This window comes from Thermus composti, assembly GCF_014647535.1.
Taxonomy (GTDB): domain Bacteria; phylum Deinococcota; class Deinococci; order Deinococcales; family Thermaceae; genus Thermus; species Thermus composti.
In genome coordinates, this window is sequence record NZ_BMPJ01000001.1 from 92970 (window position 1) to 108054 (window position 15085).

The 15085-nt window shown below is 68.1% G+C and carries 17 protein-coding genes and 1 riboswitch; of the genes, 10 read left to right on the plus strand and 7 right to left on the minus strand.

Features of this window, described 5'->3' with window-relative positions:
• Positions 1-2 precede the first annotated feature (2 nt).
• Positions 3-1238 carry an ABC transporter substrate-binding protein gene (locus tag IEX93_RS00460; RefSeq protein ID WP_188845308.1) on the minus strand — a complete coding sequence of 412 codons (1236 nt, stop codon included), beginning with the start codon at positions 1236-1238 and terminating at the stop codon, positions 3-5.
• Positions 1195-2388: an ROK family transcriptional regulator gene (locus IEX93_RS00465; RefSeq protein ID WP_188845310.1), complete on the minus strand. Its 1194-nt coding sequence runs from the start codon at positions 2386-2388 to the stop codon at positions 1195-1197. Before IEX93_RS00465 ends, IEX93_RS00460 begins: the two co-directional genes overlap by 44 nt.
• Before the next feature lie 125 nt (positions 2389-2513).
• A riboswitch (cobalamin riboswitch) is annotated at positions 2514-2673 on the plus strand.
• A 128-nt stretch (positions 2674-2801) separates the two neighbouring features.
• Between IEX93_RS00465 and IEX93_RS00470 the strand changes: the two genes are divergently transcribed.
• Genes IEX93_RS00470 through IEX93_RS00500 form a run of 7 tightly spaced genes read left to right on the plus strand, consistent with a single transcriptional unit; the run spans position 2802 to position 7983 of the window.
• On the plus strand, positions 2802-3653 hold the full coding sequence (locus IEX93_RS00470) for an ABC transporter substrate-binding protein (RefSeq protein ID WP_188845312.1): 852 nt from the start codon (positions 2802-2804) through the stop codon (positions 3651-3653).
• Between the two features lie 2 nt (positions 3654-3655).
• Positions 3656-4678, plus strand: a complete 1023-nt coding sequence (locus IEX93_RS00475; protein ID WP_188845313.1) for a FecCD family ABC transporter permease — start codon at positions 3656-3658, stop codon at positions 4676-4678.
• Entirely contained in the window at positions 4665-5417 is a 753-nt protein-coding gene (locus IEX93_RS11835) for an ABC transporter ATP-binding protein (protein WP_188845315.1), read from the plus strand. Before IEX93_RS00475 ends, IEX93_RS11835 begins: the two co-directional genes overlap by 14 nt.
• Positions 5398-5730, plus strand: a complete 333-nt coding sequence (locus tag IEX93_RS00485; protein ID WP_188845317.1) for a hypothetical protein — start codon at positions 5398-5400, stop codon at positions 5728-5730. The genes IEX93_RS11835 and IEX93_RS00485 overlap by 20 nt, the downstream gene beginning before the upstream one ends.
• 38 nt (positions 5731-5768) lie before the next feature.
• Positions 5769-6506 (plus strand): SDR family oxidoreductase, encoded by a 738-nt coding sequence (locus IEX93_RS00490; RefSeq protein WP_188845319.1) that lies wholly within the window; start codon positions 5769-5771, stop codon positions 6504-6506.
• A gap of 38 nt (positions 6507-6544) precedes the next feature.
• On the plus strand, positions 6545-6820 hold the full coding sequence (locus tag IEX93_RS00495; RefSeq protein WP_188845321.1) for a hypothetical protein: 276 nt from the start codon (positions 6545-6547) through the stop codon (positions 6818-6820).
• Entirely contained in the window at positions 6820-7983 is a 1164-nt protein-coding gene (locus tag IEX93_RS00500; protein WP_188845323.1) for a serine hydrolase domain-containing protein, read from the plus strand. The genes IEX93_RS00495 and IEX93_RS00500 overlap by 1 nt, the downstream gene beginning before the upstream one ends.
• Positions 7984-8042: 59 nt before the next feature.
• Here the strand turns inward: IEX93_RS00500 and mntR are convergent, their stop codons facing one another.
• Positions 8043-8699 carry a manganese-dependent transcriptional regulator MntR gene (mntR, locus tag IEX93_RS00505; protein WP_188845325.1) on the minus strand — a complete coding sequence of 219 codons (657 nt, stop codon included), beginning with the start codon at positions 8697-8699 and terminating at the stop codon, positions 8043-8045.
• Between the two features lie 23 nt (positions 8700-8722).
• Here mntR and IEX93_RS00510 point away from each other — a divergent pair, with 23 nt between their 5' ends.
• A complete protein-coding gene (locus tag IEX93_RS00510; protein ID WP_188845326.1) occupies positions 8723-10297 on the plus strand; it encodes a gamma-glutamyltransferase family protein in 1575 nt (524 codons plus the stop codon).
• Positions 10298-10307: 10 nt separating this feature from the next.
• Positions 10308-11471: a serine hydrolase gene (locus tag IEX93_RS00515; protein WP_188845329.1), complete on the plus strand. Its 1164-nt coding sequence runs from the start codon at positions 10308-10310 to the stop codon at positions 11469-11471.
• On the opposite strand, the gene IEX93_RS00520 is transcribed toward IEX93_RS00515, so the two are convergent.
• Positions 11468-12181: a hypothetical protein gene (locus tag IEX93_RS00520; protein ID WP_188845331.1), complete on the minus strand. Its 714-nt coding sequence runs from the start codon at positions 12179-12181 to the stop codon at positions 11468-11470. The two genes, IEX93_RS00515 and IEX93_RS00520, sit on opposite strands and share 4 nt — an antisense overlap.
• Before the next feature lie 184 nt (positions 12182-12365).
• Positions 12366-13280: a DUF72 domain-containing protein gene (locus IEX93_RS00525; protein ID WP_188845333.1), complete on the minus strand. Its 915-nt coding sequence runs from the start codon at positions 13278-13280 to the stop codon at positions 12366-12368.
• Positions 13281-13353: 73 nt separating this feature from the next.
• On the opposite strand from IEX93_RS00525, the gene IEX93_RS00530 reads away from it, so the two are divergent.
• The gene (locus IEX93_RS00530) at positions 13354-14298 is read left to right on the plus strand and encodes a YbgA family protein (RefSeq protein ID WP_188845335.1); all 945 of its coding nucleotides are present in this window, start codon (positions 13354-13356) and stop codon (positions 14296-14298) included.
• Here IEX93_RS00530 and hepT read toward each other — a convergent pair.
• Both hepT and mntA read right to left on the minus strand, forming a co-directional pair.
• Positions 14295-14708 (minus strand): type VII toxin-antitoxin system HepT family RNase toxin, encoded by a 414-nt coding sequence (hepT, locus tag IEX93_RS00535; protein ID WP_188845337.1) that lies wholly within the window; start codon positions 14706-14708, stop codon positions 14295-14297. The genes IEX93_RS00530 and hepT overlap by 4 nt on opposite strands.
• Positions 14695-15084 (minus strand): type VII toxin-antitoxin system MntA family adenylyltransferase antitoxin, encoded by a 390-nt coding sequence (gene mntA, locus IEX93_RS00540; protein ID WP_188845339.1) that lies wholly within the window; start codon positions 15082-15084, stop codon positions 14695-14697. Before mntA ends, hepT begins: the two co-directional genes overlap by 14 nt.
• Between the last annotated feature and the right edge of the window lies 1 nt (position 15085).

Consider the following 15085-nt stretch of genomic DNA (forward strand, 5'->3'; position numbering starts at 1 on the left):
CCTTAGCGGCCCAGGCCCACCTGGTCGGCGATGGCCTGGGCGGCGTTGGCCGCCGCCTGGGGGTTCTTGGTCTGGAGGAAGATCTCCATCACCGTGCCGAACTGGCTCATGAAGCTTTCCGGCGCCACCGCCCCGTGGACCAGGGAGCCCACGATGCGGTTAGACCGCCAGTCCTTCATGGCGGACTGGCCGTAGGCGTTGTACTTGCTGGGGTCGGAGTCCAGCCGGGCGGCGATGGAGCCCTTGAGGGGGTTGAAGGTGTCCTGCCCCTCCTTGGAGCCCACGAGCCTGAGCCAGTTGAGGGCGTTTTGCCGGTTCTTGGCCCCCTTGGGCAGGCCAAAGGAGTCGGAGAGCATCATGAAGACCCCCTGGGTGCCGGGGGAGGGGGCCCAGGCGAAGTCGGTCCCGGGCTTGAGCTTGAGGGTGGTGGCCATGTAGCCCGCCGCCCAGTCGCCCATGATGTTGAAGGCGGCCTGCCCCTGGACCACCCGGTCCACCGCCTGCTGCCAGGAAAGCCCGGAGGCGTCCGGGTTGGCGCAGCTCAGGACCTTGCCGAAGGTGTCCCAGACCGCCACCGCCTTGGGATCGGTGAACTTCAGCTTGCCCCTCCAGAGGTTGTTCCAGCCGTCGGGGCCTAAGGTGGCCAGGGCCACGCTCTCCCAGAGGTGCTGCTGGGTCCAGTTCTCCCCTAGGGCCAGGGGGGCCTGCACGCCTTTGCGCTTCAGGGCCTCGCAGGTGGCTAGGAACTCGGCCCAGGTCCTGGGCGGGGTGACCCCCCACGCCCTGAGCCTGGCGGGGATGTACCACATGACGTTGGAGCGGTGGATGTTCACCGGCACACTCCAGATCCCGCCCTTGTAGGAGATGAGGTCAATGAGCCCCTTGGGAAAGACCTGGAGCCACCCTTCTTGGCGGAAGAGGGGGGTGAGGTCCTCCATCCGGTTCGCCACCACCCAGGTGCCGATGAGCTCCATGCCGGCGTGCACCTGGAAGGTGTCCGGGGGGTCCCCGCCCAGCATCCGGGTCTTGAGGACGGCGCGGGCGTTCACCCCGGCCCCGCCCGTCACCGTGCCGTTGATGACCTCCACCCCAGGGTACTTTTGCTTGTAGAGCCGGATCAGGGCCTCCAAAGCGGGGCCTTCGTCCCCCGCCCACCAGGAGAAGATCTCAAGCTTGCCTCCTTGGGCCAGGGCGCTAAGCCCCAGGACCACGCCGATCGCCAAAAGCCACTTCCGCATACCTACCTCCATTGCGACGTGGGCTTTCCGCCCACAGGCCGCCCAGCTCAAAGAACCGCGCCAAGAAGAGGCTCGCCCCGCCCACCGCCGCCGCCAGGTGCCCGTAGGAGGAGGGTTGGACCGGAAGGGTGCGGTGGGCCTGCAAAAAGGCGTGGGCCTCGAGGGCCCGGCGCATAGGGCCTTCCAGAAAGGGGAAAAGCTCCGCCGCCTTGCCCCCCACCACCACCCGGGCGGGGTCGTAGGCCACCGCCAGGTTGGCGAGGAACCGGCCCAAGGCCTCCCCCAGGTGGGCCAAGGAGGCCTGGACCAAGGGGTCACCCTCCTGGGCCTGGGCCCTTAGGGTGTCCACGTCCTCCGCCTCACCCCCGAGGGCCCGGTGGTGTTGGAGCAGGGCCTCGAGGCTAAGCTCGGTTTCCAGGCATCCTTTCCGGCCGCAGGCGCAGCGCCTTTCCCCCTGGCCTTGCCAGTGGCCCACCTCCCCTGCCGCGCCGTTTGCGCCCCGGAGGAGGCGGCCTTCCGCCACCACCCCCACCCCGAGGCCCGTGCTCAACACCAGGTAAGCCAGGTTCTCCTCCCCGTGGAAGAAGACCTCGGAGAGGGCGGAGGCCTTGGCGTCGTTTTCCGCCAGGGTGGGCAGGGGGAAGTCGGCCAGGAGGTCCTTTAGGCTGAGCTCTCGCCAGCCCAGGTTGGGGGCGAAGAGGAGCCTTTCCCCCACCACCACCCCGGGCAGGGTAAAGCCCAGCCCCAAGGCCCCTTCCGTCTTGGGTAAGGCCTCCTGGAAAAGCCGAGCGAAGCGCTCCTCGGGGCCTGCTGCTTTGGGGTGGCGCCACTCCTTGGCCCAGATCACCTCCCCCCGCCAGTCCAGGGCCAGGAGGACCGTGCCCTCCACGCCCACCTCCGCCCCCAGGGCGAAGCGGGCCCCTGGGCGCAGGTGCAAAAGGGTACCGGGACGGCCCAGAGGCGGCGAGGTGAAGGCCCCTTCCTCCAGGAGGCCTTCCTGCAGGAGCTCCTCCACCAGACGGCTCACCGCGCTTTTGGCCAAGCCCGTGAGCCGGGAGAGGTCGGCGCGGGTGAGGGGGCCCCGCCGCAGGTGGCTCAGGATGGCCCGGCGGTTTAGCCTACGGATTTCCTGCGTGTCCCCCTTGCGCACCCAGTGCCGCCTCCTTAGTTCGTTCTCAGGACTAAGTAAACCACCGCCCGCCCTGTCCGTCAAGCCCTTGCCTTTTGGGCGCAAGAGGCCTTAGCCTGGAGGCGAGGCCCGCTAGGGCCTAAAAGCCAAGGTCCCGTAGCCCTGGTGCCTGGGCGCGTAGTCCAGGCTTAAAGTGGGGAAGTCCGGTGCGAGTCCGGCGCTGTCCCGCAACGGTAACCGGCCCAAGCTTCGCGCCCTTCTTCGCAGGCCGGAAGCCCGAATGCCTGCCAGGGCCGCCCACCCTTCCCCGGGGTGGGCACCTCACGCGGATGGGGGAGCCAGGGGGCGAAGGAAGCCTTTTGCCCCTGCCTCCCGGCAGGGGTTTTCCCTACCTCCCCCGGGGCTTTGGCCCTAGCGGCTTTAGGGAGGTAGGCATGAGGCGGTTTTTGGCTTTTCTGGCAGTCCTTTCGGCTTTGGTCTTCGCCTTTCCCCTCACCCTCACCGACGACCTAGGGCGTCAGGTTACCCTTAAAGCGCCTCCCAAGCGGATCGTCACCATGCTGCCCTCGGTCACGGAGACGGTCTGCGCTTTGGGGGCCTGCGACCGGCTGGTGGCCACGGACGACTACTCCGACTGGCCGGAAAGCGTCAAAAGGCTCCCTAAGGCGGGAGGGCTTTACAACCCCAATCCCGAGCTCATCGTCTCCTTGAAGCCCGACCTGGTCCTCGTCTCCCGCTACGGGAGGCTTTACGAGACCCTGGAGCGGGCGGGCCTCACCGTCTTTGCGGTGAAGACCGAGACCTACGAGGACATCTTCAAGACGGTGCGCACCCTGGGGAAGCTTCTCGGCCTTCCCGCCCAGGCGGAAGGTTTGGTGGCCAGGATCCAGAAGGAGGTTTACCAGGAGGAGGCCCGGGCGGCCAAGGCCAAGGCCCGTCCCCGGGTCTACTACGAGATTGACCCCACCCCCTACACCGCAGGCCCGGAGAGCTTCATCGGGGTCCTCATCCAGAAGGCCCGGGGGGTGAACATCGTCCCCAAGGAGCTGGGGCTTTTCCCCAAAATCTCCCCGGAGTTCGTGGTGCAGAAAAACCCCGAGGTCATCGTGGCCACCTACCCAAACGCCCTGGAGACGATCCGCAGGCGGCCGGGGTGGGACCGGATAAGCGCCGTGCGGAACGGGCGCATCTGCGTCTTCACGGGCGGGGAGGACAGCCTCCTCTCCCGCCCCGGCCCCCGGGTGGCCCAGGGGCTTAGGCTTTTGGTGGACTGCTTCCACAGGTAGCCGTGGTCCTCGCCCTTCCCCTAAGACGGGGCCTGGTCTTCCTGGGCCTGGGGGGCCTTTTGGGCCTAGCCCTGGTCCTGGGGGTGGGGGTGGGGGCGGTGGGGGTTCCGCCCCTCGAGGTGGTCCAAGCCCTTCTGGGCCTCAAGGAAAACCCCATCGTCACCGAGCTCCGCCTGCCCCGGGTGCTGGGCGGGGTTCTGGTGGGGGCGGCCTTGGGGGCGGCGGGGGCGGTGCTCCAGGGGCTTTTCCGGAACCCCCTGGCCGACCCCTACCTCATGGGGGCGGCCTCGGGGGCGGCTTTTGGGGTCACCCTTCTGGCCGCCTTCGGAGGGGGGCTCGCCCCGGCCTTCGCCCAGCACGCCGTCTTTCAGGGCCTCGGCCTTTCCGCCACCCTGGCGGGGTTTTTGGGGGCTTTGGGGGCCACCCTCCTCACCCTAGTCCTCGCCGGGGGGGTGGCCCGCACGGGGGAGCTGGTCCTGGCGGGGGTGGTGGTGGGGAGCGTCCTCACCGGGCTCACCACCTACCTGATGCTCCAGGACGCCGACCGGGTGCGGGCGGTCTTCGCCTACACCCTGGGCAACCTGGCCTTTCTGGGGTGGCCGGGGGTGCGGGGGCTTGGCCTCTTCCTTCTTCTCGGCCTTCCCCCCCTTCTCCTCCTGGGCCGGGCCTTGAACGCCTTGCAGCTGGGCGAGGAGGTGGCCCAAAGCCTGGGGCTTCCCCTTGGGGGACTTAAGCTTCTCCTCCTCCTTGCGGCAAGCCTCCTCACCGCCAGCGCCGTGGCCCAGGCGGGGATCATCGGCTTCGTGGGCCTCATCGTCCCCCACCTCCTCAGGCGGCTTCTTGGGGAGGACTACCGCCTTCTTCTACCCGCCAGCGCCCTTCTGGGCGGGGCGCTTTTGGTCCTGGCGGACCTCCTCGCCCGCACCCTCACCCGGCCGGCGGAGCTTCCCGTGGGGGTGGTGACCACCCTTTTGGGCGGACCCTTCTTCCTCTATCTCCTTTGGAGGCAGCGTGGCCGGGCTTGAGGCCAAGGGGATCGTTGGGCCCTACGCCCTTAAGGGGGTGGACCTAAGGCTTGCCCCCGGGGAGTGGCTTGCCCTTTTGGGCCCCAACGGCTCGGGCAAGACCACCCTTTTGCGGGTGATGGCGGGGCTTCTTCGGCCCCGGGCGGGGAGCGTTTGGCTAGAGGGGAAGCCCCTTTGGGCCTACGGGACCTACCAGAGGGGACGGCTTCTCGCCTACCTGCCCCAAAACGGCCCTTACCCCGAGGGGCTTTTGGTGGAGGAGGTGGTGCGCTTGGGGAGGCTTCCCCACCTGGGGCTTTGGCGACGGGAGGGGAAGGAGGACCTTAAGGCCGTGGCCTGGGCCATGGCGGTGACCGGGACGGAGGGCTTTAAAGGGCGGCTTCTTTCCACCCTTTCCGGGGGGGAAAGGCAGAGGGTCCTTTTGGCCCGGGCCTTGGCGGCGAGGCCCCGCTACCTCCTTCTGGACGAGCCCACCACCTACCTGGACCTGGAGCACCAGTACGCCCTTCTCCTCCTCCTAAAGGACCTGGCCGCCCAGGGCCTTGGCATCCTTTCCGTGCTCCACGACCCCAACCAGGCCGCCTTGGCCCACCGGGTGGCGGTGCTCAAGGAAGGGCGCCTCCTCGCCCAGGGCCCTCCCCGGGCGGTGCTCCGGGAGGAACTCCTCACCGCCCTTTACGGCCCCAGGGTGCGGGTGACCCTTCTGGAGGGGAGGCCCCATGTCTATTTGGACGGATAGGGCGAGGCTTTACGTGCGGGGACGGGCCTTCCTCCTGGACCTGGGAGAGGAGGTGGCCTTTTACACGGAAAGCGGTCCCAAAAGGGCCCGCTACCTCCTGGTGGGCAGGCTTTCCCCGCCGGAGTGGTTTAGGCTCGGCCTTCCCCGCCAGGGGGTTCTCCACTACCCCCTGGCCGTGGACCCCCTGGCCTTCCTTTGGGAAGGGGAGACCCTGGTCTTCCCGGGCCTAAGGGTCTACCTGGCGGGTCCTCCGCCCTTCGTGGAGACCCCCTACTACGCCTGGCCCTTGACGGAGGGGGTGGGCCCGGGGTAGGGTGTCCTTACCGACCGGTTGGTCGTGAGGAGGTGGGCATGCGGCTCAAGGACAAGGTGGTCCTCATCACCGGGGCGGCCCACGGCATCGGCCGGGCCACCCTGGAGCTTTTCGCCAAGGAGGGGGCGAGGCTTGTCGCCTGCGACATTGAGGAAGGCCCCTTGAGCGAGGCGGCCTCGGCCACGGGGGCCATGCCCCTTAGGATGGACGTGGCCGATCCTTCCTCGGTGGAGGAGGGCTTCCGGCGGGCTTTGGCGGAGTTTGGCCGCCTGGACGGGGTGGTGCACTATGCCGGGATCACCCGGGACAACTTCCACTGGAAGATGCCCCTCGAGGACTGGGACCTGGTCCTCCGGGTGAACCTCACGGGAAGCTTCCTGGTGGCCAAGGCGGCCTCGGAGGCCATGCGGGAGAAAAACCCTGGGAGCATCGTCCTCACCGCGAGCCGGGTCTATTTGGGGAACCTGGGGCAGGCCAACTACGCCGCCTCCAAGGCGGGGGTGGTGGGGCTTACCCGGACCTTGGCCCTGGAGCTTGGGCGGTACGGGATAAGGGTGAACGCCTTGGCCCCTGGGTTCATTGAGACGCGGATGACGGCCAAGGTGCCGGAGAAGGTGCGGGAGAAGGCCATCGCCGCCACCCCCTTGGGCCGGGCGGGGAAGCCTTTGGAGGTGGCCTACGCGGCCCTCTTTTTGGTCTCGGACGAGTCTAGCTTCATCACCGGGCAGGTGCTCTTCATAGACGGGGGGAGGACCATCGGGGCGGCTCCCGCCTGAGGGCATCCCGTGGCGGCGGGAGGGTGTAGGCTTAGGGCATGCGGATCCTCGGCTGGTTCCTCCTCCTTGCGGGGCTCGTCCTCGCCTGGTTTCTTCTTAGCCCCTTCGTGGCCATCCTCCTCGCCCTCTTCGCCCTCCCCTTAGCCCTCCTCCTCGCCGCCTTGGCCCTTCCCTTAGCCCTCTTCCTCACCCTTTTGGGGGCTTTCCTTAGCCTTTTGGGCTTCTTCGTGAAGTGGCTCTTGCCCTTGGGGCTTCTCCTCCTCGCCCTCTGGCTCCTTTTAAGCCCAAGGAGGCCCGTTCCTGAGGGGTGGTGATGGATTTCCGGAAACTTGACGCCCACTTCCGGCGCATGGTGGAGGAGGGCCTCCTCCCCGGGGCCGTGGTCCTCGTGGCCCGGGGAGGGGAGGTGGTCTTCCAGGGGGTCTACGGGATGCTGGACCCGGAGAAGGGGCTTTCCATGCGGGAAGACGCCCTTTTCCGGATCTACTCCATGACCAAGCCTTGGGTCTCCGCCCTGGCCCTGAGCTTCGTGGAGGAGGGGACCCTCTCCCTTTTGGACCCCGTGGAGAAGTACCTGCCGGAGTTTTCCCGGCTCCGGGTGGGGCGGGAGGTGGGGGAGGAGGTGGCCTTGGAGCCCTTAAGGGCTCCCCTCACCCTCTACGAGCTTTTGCGCCACACGGCGGGCTTCACCTACGGGGTTTTCTTCCGCTCCCCGGTGAAGCGGCTTTACCTCGAGGCCGGGGTGGACCGCTTTGACCTGGACCGCAAGACCTTTTTGGAGCGCCTCGCTGCCCTTCCCTTGCGCTTCCAGCCGGGGGAGGCCTTTGAGTACGGGCTTTCCACCGATGTGCTGGGGCATGTCCTCGAGGCCCTCTCCGGGAAAACCTTGGACCAGCTTCTGGAAGAGCGCCTCTTCGCTCCCTTGGGCATGAAGGACTCGGGCTTCCAGGCCAAGGACCCGGCCCGCCTGGCCCAGCCCTTTCCCAAGGACCCGGAGACGGGCCGAAGCGTGCGCCTGATCCCCGTGGACACCCCCCCGCCCCGCTACGCCGGGGGGATGGGCGGGGTGAGCACCGCCCGGGACTACCTGCGCTTCCTGGAGGCCTTGCGCACCGGCGAAGGCCTCCTCCACCCCCGCCTTTCCCGCCTCATGACCCAGGACCACCTGGGCCCCCTCTACGCCGAGGGCCTCAAGCGGGGGCCGGAGTACCTGCCGGGACCCGGGTACGGCTTTGGCCTCGGGGTGGCGGTGCGCCTGGGGGAGGCGGGGCTTTCCCCGGGAAGCCCGGGGGACTTCTTCTGGTCCGGGTTTGGCGGCACCTACTTCTTCGTGGACCCCGCCTTGGGCCTCACGGCCCTCCTCATGGCCCAAGCCCCGAACCTCCTTTCGGTCTTGGAACCCCCCAAGGCCCTCCACTCGCGGCTTGGGGCGAGGCTCCACCACCTTTTCCGCGTCCAGGTCTACCGGGCCCTTTAGGCGGGTAGGGCTAGGCGCTTGGAGCCTTCCTGGGGGGCGGGAACCCTCACCGCCGGCGCCTAGCCTAAGGGCTCCACCCCCACCGCCTGGGCCAGGGCCTGAGGAAGGAGGAAGACTTCCCCTTCCACCTCCACCCGCACCCCGTCTTCGTGCGCCAAAACCTTTAGGGACTTTCCCGGGAGGAGGCCGATCCGGGCGAGGAGGTTCAGGGTGCCCCGGTCCTGGGCCAAAGCCCGAACCACCCGTGCCCGCCCCAGGGGGGCCTGGGAGAGGGGGAGGGCCTTGGCCTCGGGCAGGGTCAGGTCCTTGGTGGGGATGGGGTCCCCGTGGGGGTCAAAGGGGGGGTGGCCCAGGTACTCGGCGATCCTTTCCTCCAGGGCCTCGCTGATCACGTGCTCCAGCCTTTCCGCCTCCTCGTGGACCTCCTCCCAGCCGTACCCCAGGGCCTGGTGGAGGTAGGCCTCGAGGAGGCGGTGGTGGCGCAGGACCTCGAGGGCCACCCGCCGGCCCGCCTCGGTGAGCCGTGCTCCCCGGTAGGGGAGGTACTCCACCAGGCCCAGGGCCGCCAGCTTCTTCAGCATCTCCGTCACCGAGGGGGGGCGTACCCCAAGCCGCTCCGCCAGGGCCTGGGTGGGGACCGGCACCTGGCCTTCCTCCAAGAGGAGGAGGTGCTTCAGGTAGTCTTCCTGGGCCTCGGTGAGGGGCGGCCTTGCCATCCCCCTCAAGGTAGCATGGGAGCATGGACCTCACCCACTACCCCTACCCCTCCCGCCGCCCCGTGGTCCTGGGGAAGCGGGGTGCCGTGGCCACGAGCCAGCCCCTCGCCGCCCTGGCGGGGATGGAGATGCTCCTAAAGGGGGGAAGCGCCGTGGACGCCGCCCTTGCCATGGCCGCCTGTCTCACGGTGGTGGAGCCCACCTCCAACGGCATCGGGGGGGATCTTTTCGCCATGGTCTGGGACGGGAAGCTCCACGGCCTAAACGCCTCCGGCAAAAGCCCCCTGGCCCTCACCCCGGAGAGGCTTCCCGGGAGGATGCCGGAAAGGGGCTGGCTTCCCGTGACGGTGCCGGGGGCGGTCTCGGGCTGGCGGGCCCTCCACGAGCGCTGGGGCAGGCTTCCCTTCCCCGAGGTCCTGGCCCCCGCCATCCGCTACGCCGAGGAGGGTTTTCCCGTGGGGCCGGAGACGGCGAGGGCTTGGCGGCGGGCAGAAGGCGTCTTCCTCCCCCTGGAGGGGCCGGAGTTTAAGGCCTTCCAGGAGGTGTTTTTCCCCGGGGGAAGGGCCCCCCGGGCGGGGGAGGTGTGGCGGAGTCCCTTGCACGCCAAGACCCTCAGGGAGATCGCCGAGACCTACGGGGAAAGCCTTTACCGGGGGGCCTTGGCCGAGGCCCTGGCCCGCTTTAGCGGGGATACCGGGGGGCTTCTCACCCTTCAGGACCTAAAGGCCCACGCCCCGGAGTGGGTGACGCCCCTTTCCACGGAGTACAAGGGGCTCACCGTCTGGGAGCTTCCCCCAAACGGCCAGGGGGTGGCGGTCCTCCTCGCCCTGAACCTTTTGGAGGGGTTTGACCTGAGGCCGGAGGACCCTTGGAGCTACCACGTCCAGATTGAGGCCATGCGCCTCGCCTTGGCGGACACCTACCGCTTCGTGGCCGACCCCCGCCACATGGAGCTTGACCCCAAGGCCTTCCTCTCCAAGGCCTACGCGGCGGAAAGGAGGAGGCTTATCGGGGAAAAGGCCCTTCCCCGGGTCCTTCCCGGGCTAAGGCCTGAGGGGACGGTCTACCTGGCGGCGGCGGACGGGGAGCTCATGGTCTCCCTCATCCAGTCCAACTACCAGGGGTTTGGCTCCGGGGTCTTGGTGCCGGGGACGGGGATCGCCCTGCAGAACCGGGGCCTGGGGTTTTCCCTGGAGGAAGGCCACCCGAACCGGGTGGGGCCGGGAAAGAGGCCCTTCCACACTATCATCCCGGGCTTTCTCACGAGGGAAGGAAAGCCCCTTGGGCCCTTCGGGGTCATGGGGGGGTTCATGCAGCCCCAGGGGCACGTCCAGGTGGTGGTGGCCCTGGCGGACTTCGGCCTGAACCCCCAGGCGGCCCTGGACCGGCCCCGCTGGCAGGTGGTGCCGGGGGACGAGGTGCTTCTTGAGCCTGGCATCCCCCAGGCCACGGCCCTCTTCCTCAAGGACCTGGGGCACCGGGTGCGCTACGAGGCGGAGTACGGGCTTTTCGGCCGGGGGCAGGCGGTCTTCCGCCTGGGGGAGGCCCTGGCGGCGGCCTCGGACCCTAGGGCCGAGGGGCTTGCCTTGGCGTGGTAAGGAGGGGGTCATGAGGTGGATGGGGCTTCTTTTGCTTCTCGGTTTTGGGATGGGCGGGGCTTCGGAGCCGGACCTTTCCGGGGAGGTTTTGGCGCGGCTTTTCACCCAGGAGGTCCAGGAGGCCTGGTTCTCGGAGGACTTTTTGGCCCAGGTGCCCGTGGGCCAGGTGGAGGCCATCTTGGCGCAGCTTGAGGCCCAGCTGGGGGCTTTCCAGGGGATTAGGCCGGTGGAGCCCGGGCGGTACCTGGTGGTTTTTGAGAAAGGGTACGTCCCTGCCCAGATCGGCCTGGACGCTCAGGGGCGCATCGCAAGCCTTTTCTTTGAGCCTCCGGTGGCCCGGCTTCCCAGCCTCGAGGCCGCCCGAGAAGCTTTCCGCGCCCTTCCTGGCCGGGTGGGGCTCTGGGTGGAGCGAAACGGCCAGGAGGTTCTGGCCTTGAACCCCGAGGCCCCCTTGGCGGTGGCCTCAGCCTTCAAGCTCATGGTCCTGGCCCTGGCTTTGGAGGAGGTGGAGGCCAGCCGCTGGCGATGGGATCAGGTGGTGCGCCTCCAGGAAGGCTGGAAGAGCCTCCCCTCGGGCATTCTTCAGGACTGGCCAGCCCAAAGCCCCCTCACCCTTCACACCTTGGCGGCCCTTATGATCTCCCTTTCCGATAACACCGCCGCCGATGCCCTCATGCACCTTCTAGGGAGGGAGCGTCTCGAGGCCCATGCCCCCCAGAACCGGCCCTTCCTCACCACCCGGGAGGCTTTTCAACTTGCGGCTGGTACCAACCGGGACCTCTTGCGGGTTTACCGGGAGGGAGACCTGGAGGCGCGCAGGCGGGTGTTGGATGAGCTCCGAAAAAGGCCCCTTCCCAAGGTGGGAGATCTGCCGTTAGACCCTGCTCGGTGGCCTCAGGAGGCGGACTGGCGCTTCACCCCAAGGGAGCTATGCGCCTGGATGGGGCGGGTGGCGGACCTGCCCCTTCTTGGCATCAACCCCGGGCTCACCCTTTCGGGGTGGGATGGCATCGCCTTCAAGGGAGGGTCTAGGCCTGGGGTTCTCAGCTTGGTTCACGCCCTGAAACGGAGAGAGGACCGGTATTGCGCGGCTTTTGTTTGGAATAATCCCCAGGGAGTGGAGACCCTTCAGGCCCTCACCCTCTACGGTGGCCTTTTGGACCTACTCCCCTAAAGGGGGTAGGCGAACCCCAGGAGGCTTTTCCCCCCAAGCCGCTCCCGCAGCTCCGGGGATAGGGGCGAAAGGCGGGCCCGCTGCAGGGCCAGGTGTTCTTTGAGGGCCTTGGCCAGGGCGTTCCGCCAGGAGGCAGGGGCGGCCTCCCCCAGGCTCAGGTAGGCCCGGACGGGCCTACCGGCGAAGGCCCTTCCCCAGAAGTCCGCCAGGGCAGCGGGCACCCGGCCCTCGGGTACGGGCAAGGGGGGTAGGCGGAGGCGGTCTTCCTCCAGGGCGAAGAGGGCGTAAAGGCCCAGGCGCAAGGCCAGCCCACCCCCTGGGGGGAGCCAGCCCTGGCGCCTTAAGGCCTCGGGGTCGGCGGAGGCCAGGTAGAGCCGGCCCTCCCTTTCCACCCGCCGCAGCTCGGCCAGGAGGTCTTCCGGGTCTGCCTTGCCCAGAAGCTCCTGGGCCCGCTCGTGGAGGGCCCTTAGGCCGGGGCCCAAGAGGGGGGTGGGGTGGAGGAGGAGGCGGCTTGGGTAGCGTTCCCGGAGGCTTTCCGCCAGGGACAGGTGGGCGCCGAAGGGAGGTCGGGTGACGAGGAGGAGGACCCGGTCGTAGAGGGCGAGAAGCCGCCTGCAGGCGCCCTCGAGGCTCTCCCTCAAGGGGTCCCAGACGAAGGGGTCGTCCTCCCGAGCAAAACCGCTCGGTTCCGAGAGAAGCCCCAGTTCCATCGGGGGGGATTCTATGGGGAGGTTCCGGGGACGAATGTCCTGAACCCGGTACAGCTTATCCCCTGGCCGAGCCCCAGGGCTACCAGGTGGAGGTGGCCCCGGCGGACCCCAACCCGCCCCTGAGCTGCCCGGCCCGCTGAAAAGCCCCTTGGCCCTCGGGGTCCGGGAGGCCGCCTTTAGGGCTTCACCTTCCTTCAAAGAGCCCCCCTGTCCAGGGGGGTGGCCCTAGGCCCAGAAGCCCCTTTAGGCCCAAGGCGGCCTCCACCCCTTGGGTGCCGTAGTTGTTGTTGAAGATGACAAAGACCCGCTCGGCCCTTTCCGCTAGGATGCGGGTGGCCTCGGCCAGGTCTTGTAGCTCCTCCTCGGAGTAGCGCCAGTTGAAGCGCTCGTAGGGCTTCTGGTGGGGGCCTTTCCAGGTTTCGGCGTTTCTCCCGTGGCAGCGGAGGACGGCCACGGGGTGGGTGGGCTCCAAGACCCTGGGCGGGGCCTCGGGGTGGGGCGGGGCGTCCACACTCACGTGGACGAGGCCCAGGCGCTCTAGTTCCCGCTTCACGAAGCCCCAGGCGGCGTACCACCTGGGGTTCCGGAACTCCACCGCCACCAGGTAGCCCCGGGTCCTTTCCGCCAGGCGTTCCAGGTACCGGAAGCTACGGGGCTTGGGCTCGGCCCAGGGGGGGAGGCCGAAGTGGAGGTAGCCCAGCTTGTCCGCCTCCCTTAGGGGTTCTAGGGCTTGGAAGAAGCGTCGCCAGGCCTCCTCCACCACTTCTTCGGGGACTTCCTTTTGGGAAAGGTGGCCCTCCTTGGGAAGGAGGGCCCTTAGGTCCTTGGGGAGGGCGCTTGCCTCCAGGCCGTGCCCGGTGAAGGCGGAAAAGGCCTTGACGTTAAAGAGGAAGCCTTTGGGCGTGCGCTCGGCCCACTTCCGCACCACCTCGAGGCGGGGCAGGGCGTAGAAGGTGCTGTCCACTTCCACGGTGTCAAAGCGCTGGGCGTAGTAGCGGAGGCGCTTTTCCGGGTGGTTTTTCACCTCGGGGGGGTACCAGCCGGAGGCGAGGAGGGTAGGGTCGGTCCAGCTCGCGGTGCCCACCCGGATCTCGGCCACGCCCCCATGGTACCCCGGGGATTGTCGGCGGGGCTACGGGGTGGGGAGGGGGGCCCGGGGTAGATTGGGCCCTATGGAACCTGTCTGGCCCAAGCCCCGGGTGGTGGTGAGCGCCTGTTTGGGCTTCGCCGCCGTGCGCTACTCGGGGGAATGCATCCCCGACCGGGCGGTGACCGCCCTAAGGGAGTTCGTGGAGTTCGTCCCGGTCTGCCCCGAGGTGGAGATCGGCCTCGGGGTCCCAAGGCCCGTGGTGCGCCTGGTGCGGGGGGAGGAAGGCCCCCGGATGGTCCAGCCCAAAACGGGGGAGGACCTCACGGAAAGGATGCGGGCCTTTAGCGGGCGCTTCCTTTCGGGGCTTGGGCCTGTGGAGGGGTTTATCCTGAAAAACCGCTCTCCCAATTGCGCCCTAAAAGACGCCGAGGTCTACGCCCGGGCCGACGAAGGAGGGGTGGTGGAAAGGGGCCCCGGGCTTTTCGCCCGGGCGGTGGAGGAGGCCTTCCCCCTCCTCCCCAAGGAGGACGAGGGGCGGCTTACCAACGCCCGGATCCGGGCCCACTTCCTCACCCGGATCTTCGCCCTGGCCCGGCTTCGCAGGGTGGAGGACCTTCCTGGCCTCATGGCCTTTCACGCCCGCTACAAGCTCCTCCTCCTGGCCTACCACCCGGGGGAGGCCCGGGCCTTGGGCAGGCTTCTCGCCGAGGCCAAGGGGAGGCCTTTCCCCGAGGTGCGCCGGGCCTACGAGGAGGGGTTCCTTAGAGCCACCCGGCTTCCTTTCCGCCTCGGAGCCATGACGGATGCCCTCCTCCACGCCTTCGGGTACTTTAAGAGGGCCCTTTCCCCCAAGGAGAAGGCCCATTTTTTGGATCTTATTCGGGGCTTTCGGGAAGAGCGGCTTCCCCTCGAGGCCCCCCTCGCCCTCCTTTGGTCCTGGGCTTTGCGGGTGGAGGAGGGCTACCTGGAGGCCCAGGCCCTCTTTGAACCCTTTCCCTGGGCCCTCATGGACCTGAGGAGTTCCTAGAGGAACCGGGCGAAGACCCGGGCCAGGGCCCTCAGGTCGTCTAGATTTTCCCGGAGAACCCGGTGGACGATCCTCCGGTCTATGTCCAGGTACTCGTGCACCAAGAGGTTGCGGAAGCCGATCATCCGGCGCCACTTTTGGGCCAGGGCTTCGTCCACGTACCCGTGGGCCAGAAAGAGGTCCACCAGGTCCTTGGCCCGCTCAAAGGGGCCTAGGTTCTCGTCCGAGGCCACGTGGGCGGCCATGTCGGTGAGGGCTTCTATGGAAAGTTGGAGGAAGCGCTCTGCGGCCCCGTAGCGCTCCGGGTTTTCCAAAAACTCCTCCAGGCTGTAGCGGGAAAGGTCCTGGAGGATGTTTAGATAGGCCTCCAGGTGGGAAAGCCTCCGCCGAAGGACCTCAGGCCGGGTCAAGCCACCTCCGCTTCAGGGCTTCCCGCTGGACCTTTAGAAGGGGTTCCAGGTCCCACCACTCCCGGGCCACCCGGGAGACGTAGCTTCCCAGGTCAAACCCTTCCCGCACGAAGAGGGGTTTTCCCCGCACGGCCAGAAAGGCCAAGAGGGGCGGGGCTCGGTGGAGGAGGAGGAGGTCCACCCGCTCAAACCCGGCCTCCACCAGGGCTTCCAGGACCTCGAGGGTGGGGTCGGGTTCCGGGGGAGAGAGGTAGAGGGCCAGGTCCCAGTCGCTTTCCGGCCGGGCCCGCCCTTCGGCCCGGGAGCCGAAGAGGAAGGCGGCCTGGACCTGGGGGAAGCGGGCGAGGATCTGGCCGAGGCGCTTTTCCTCCTCCACG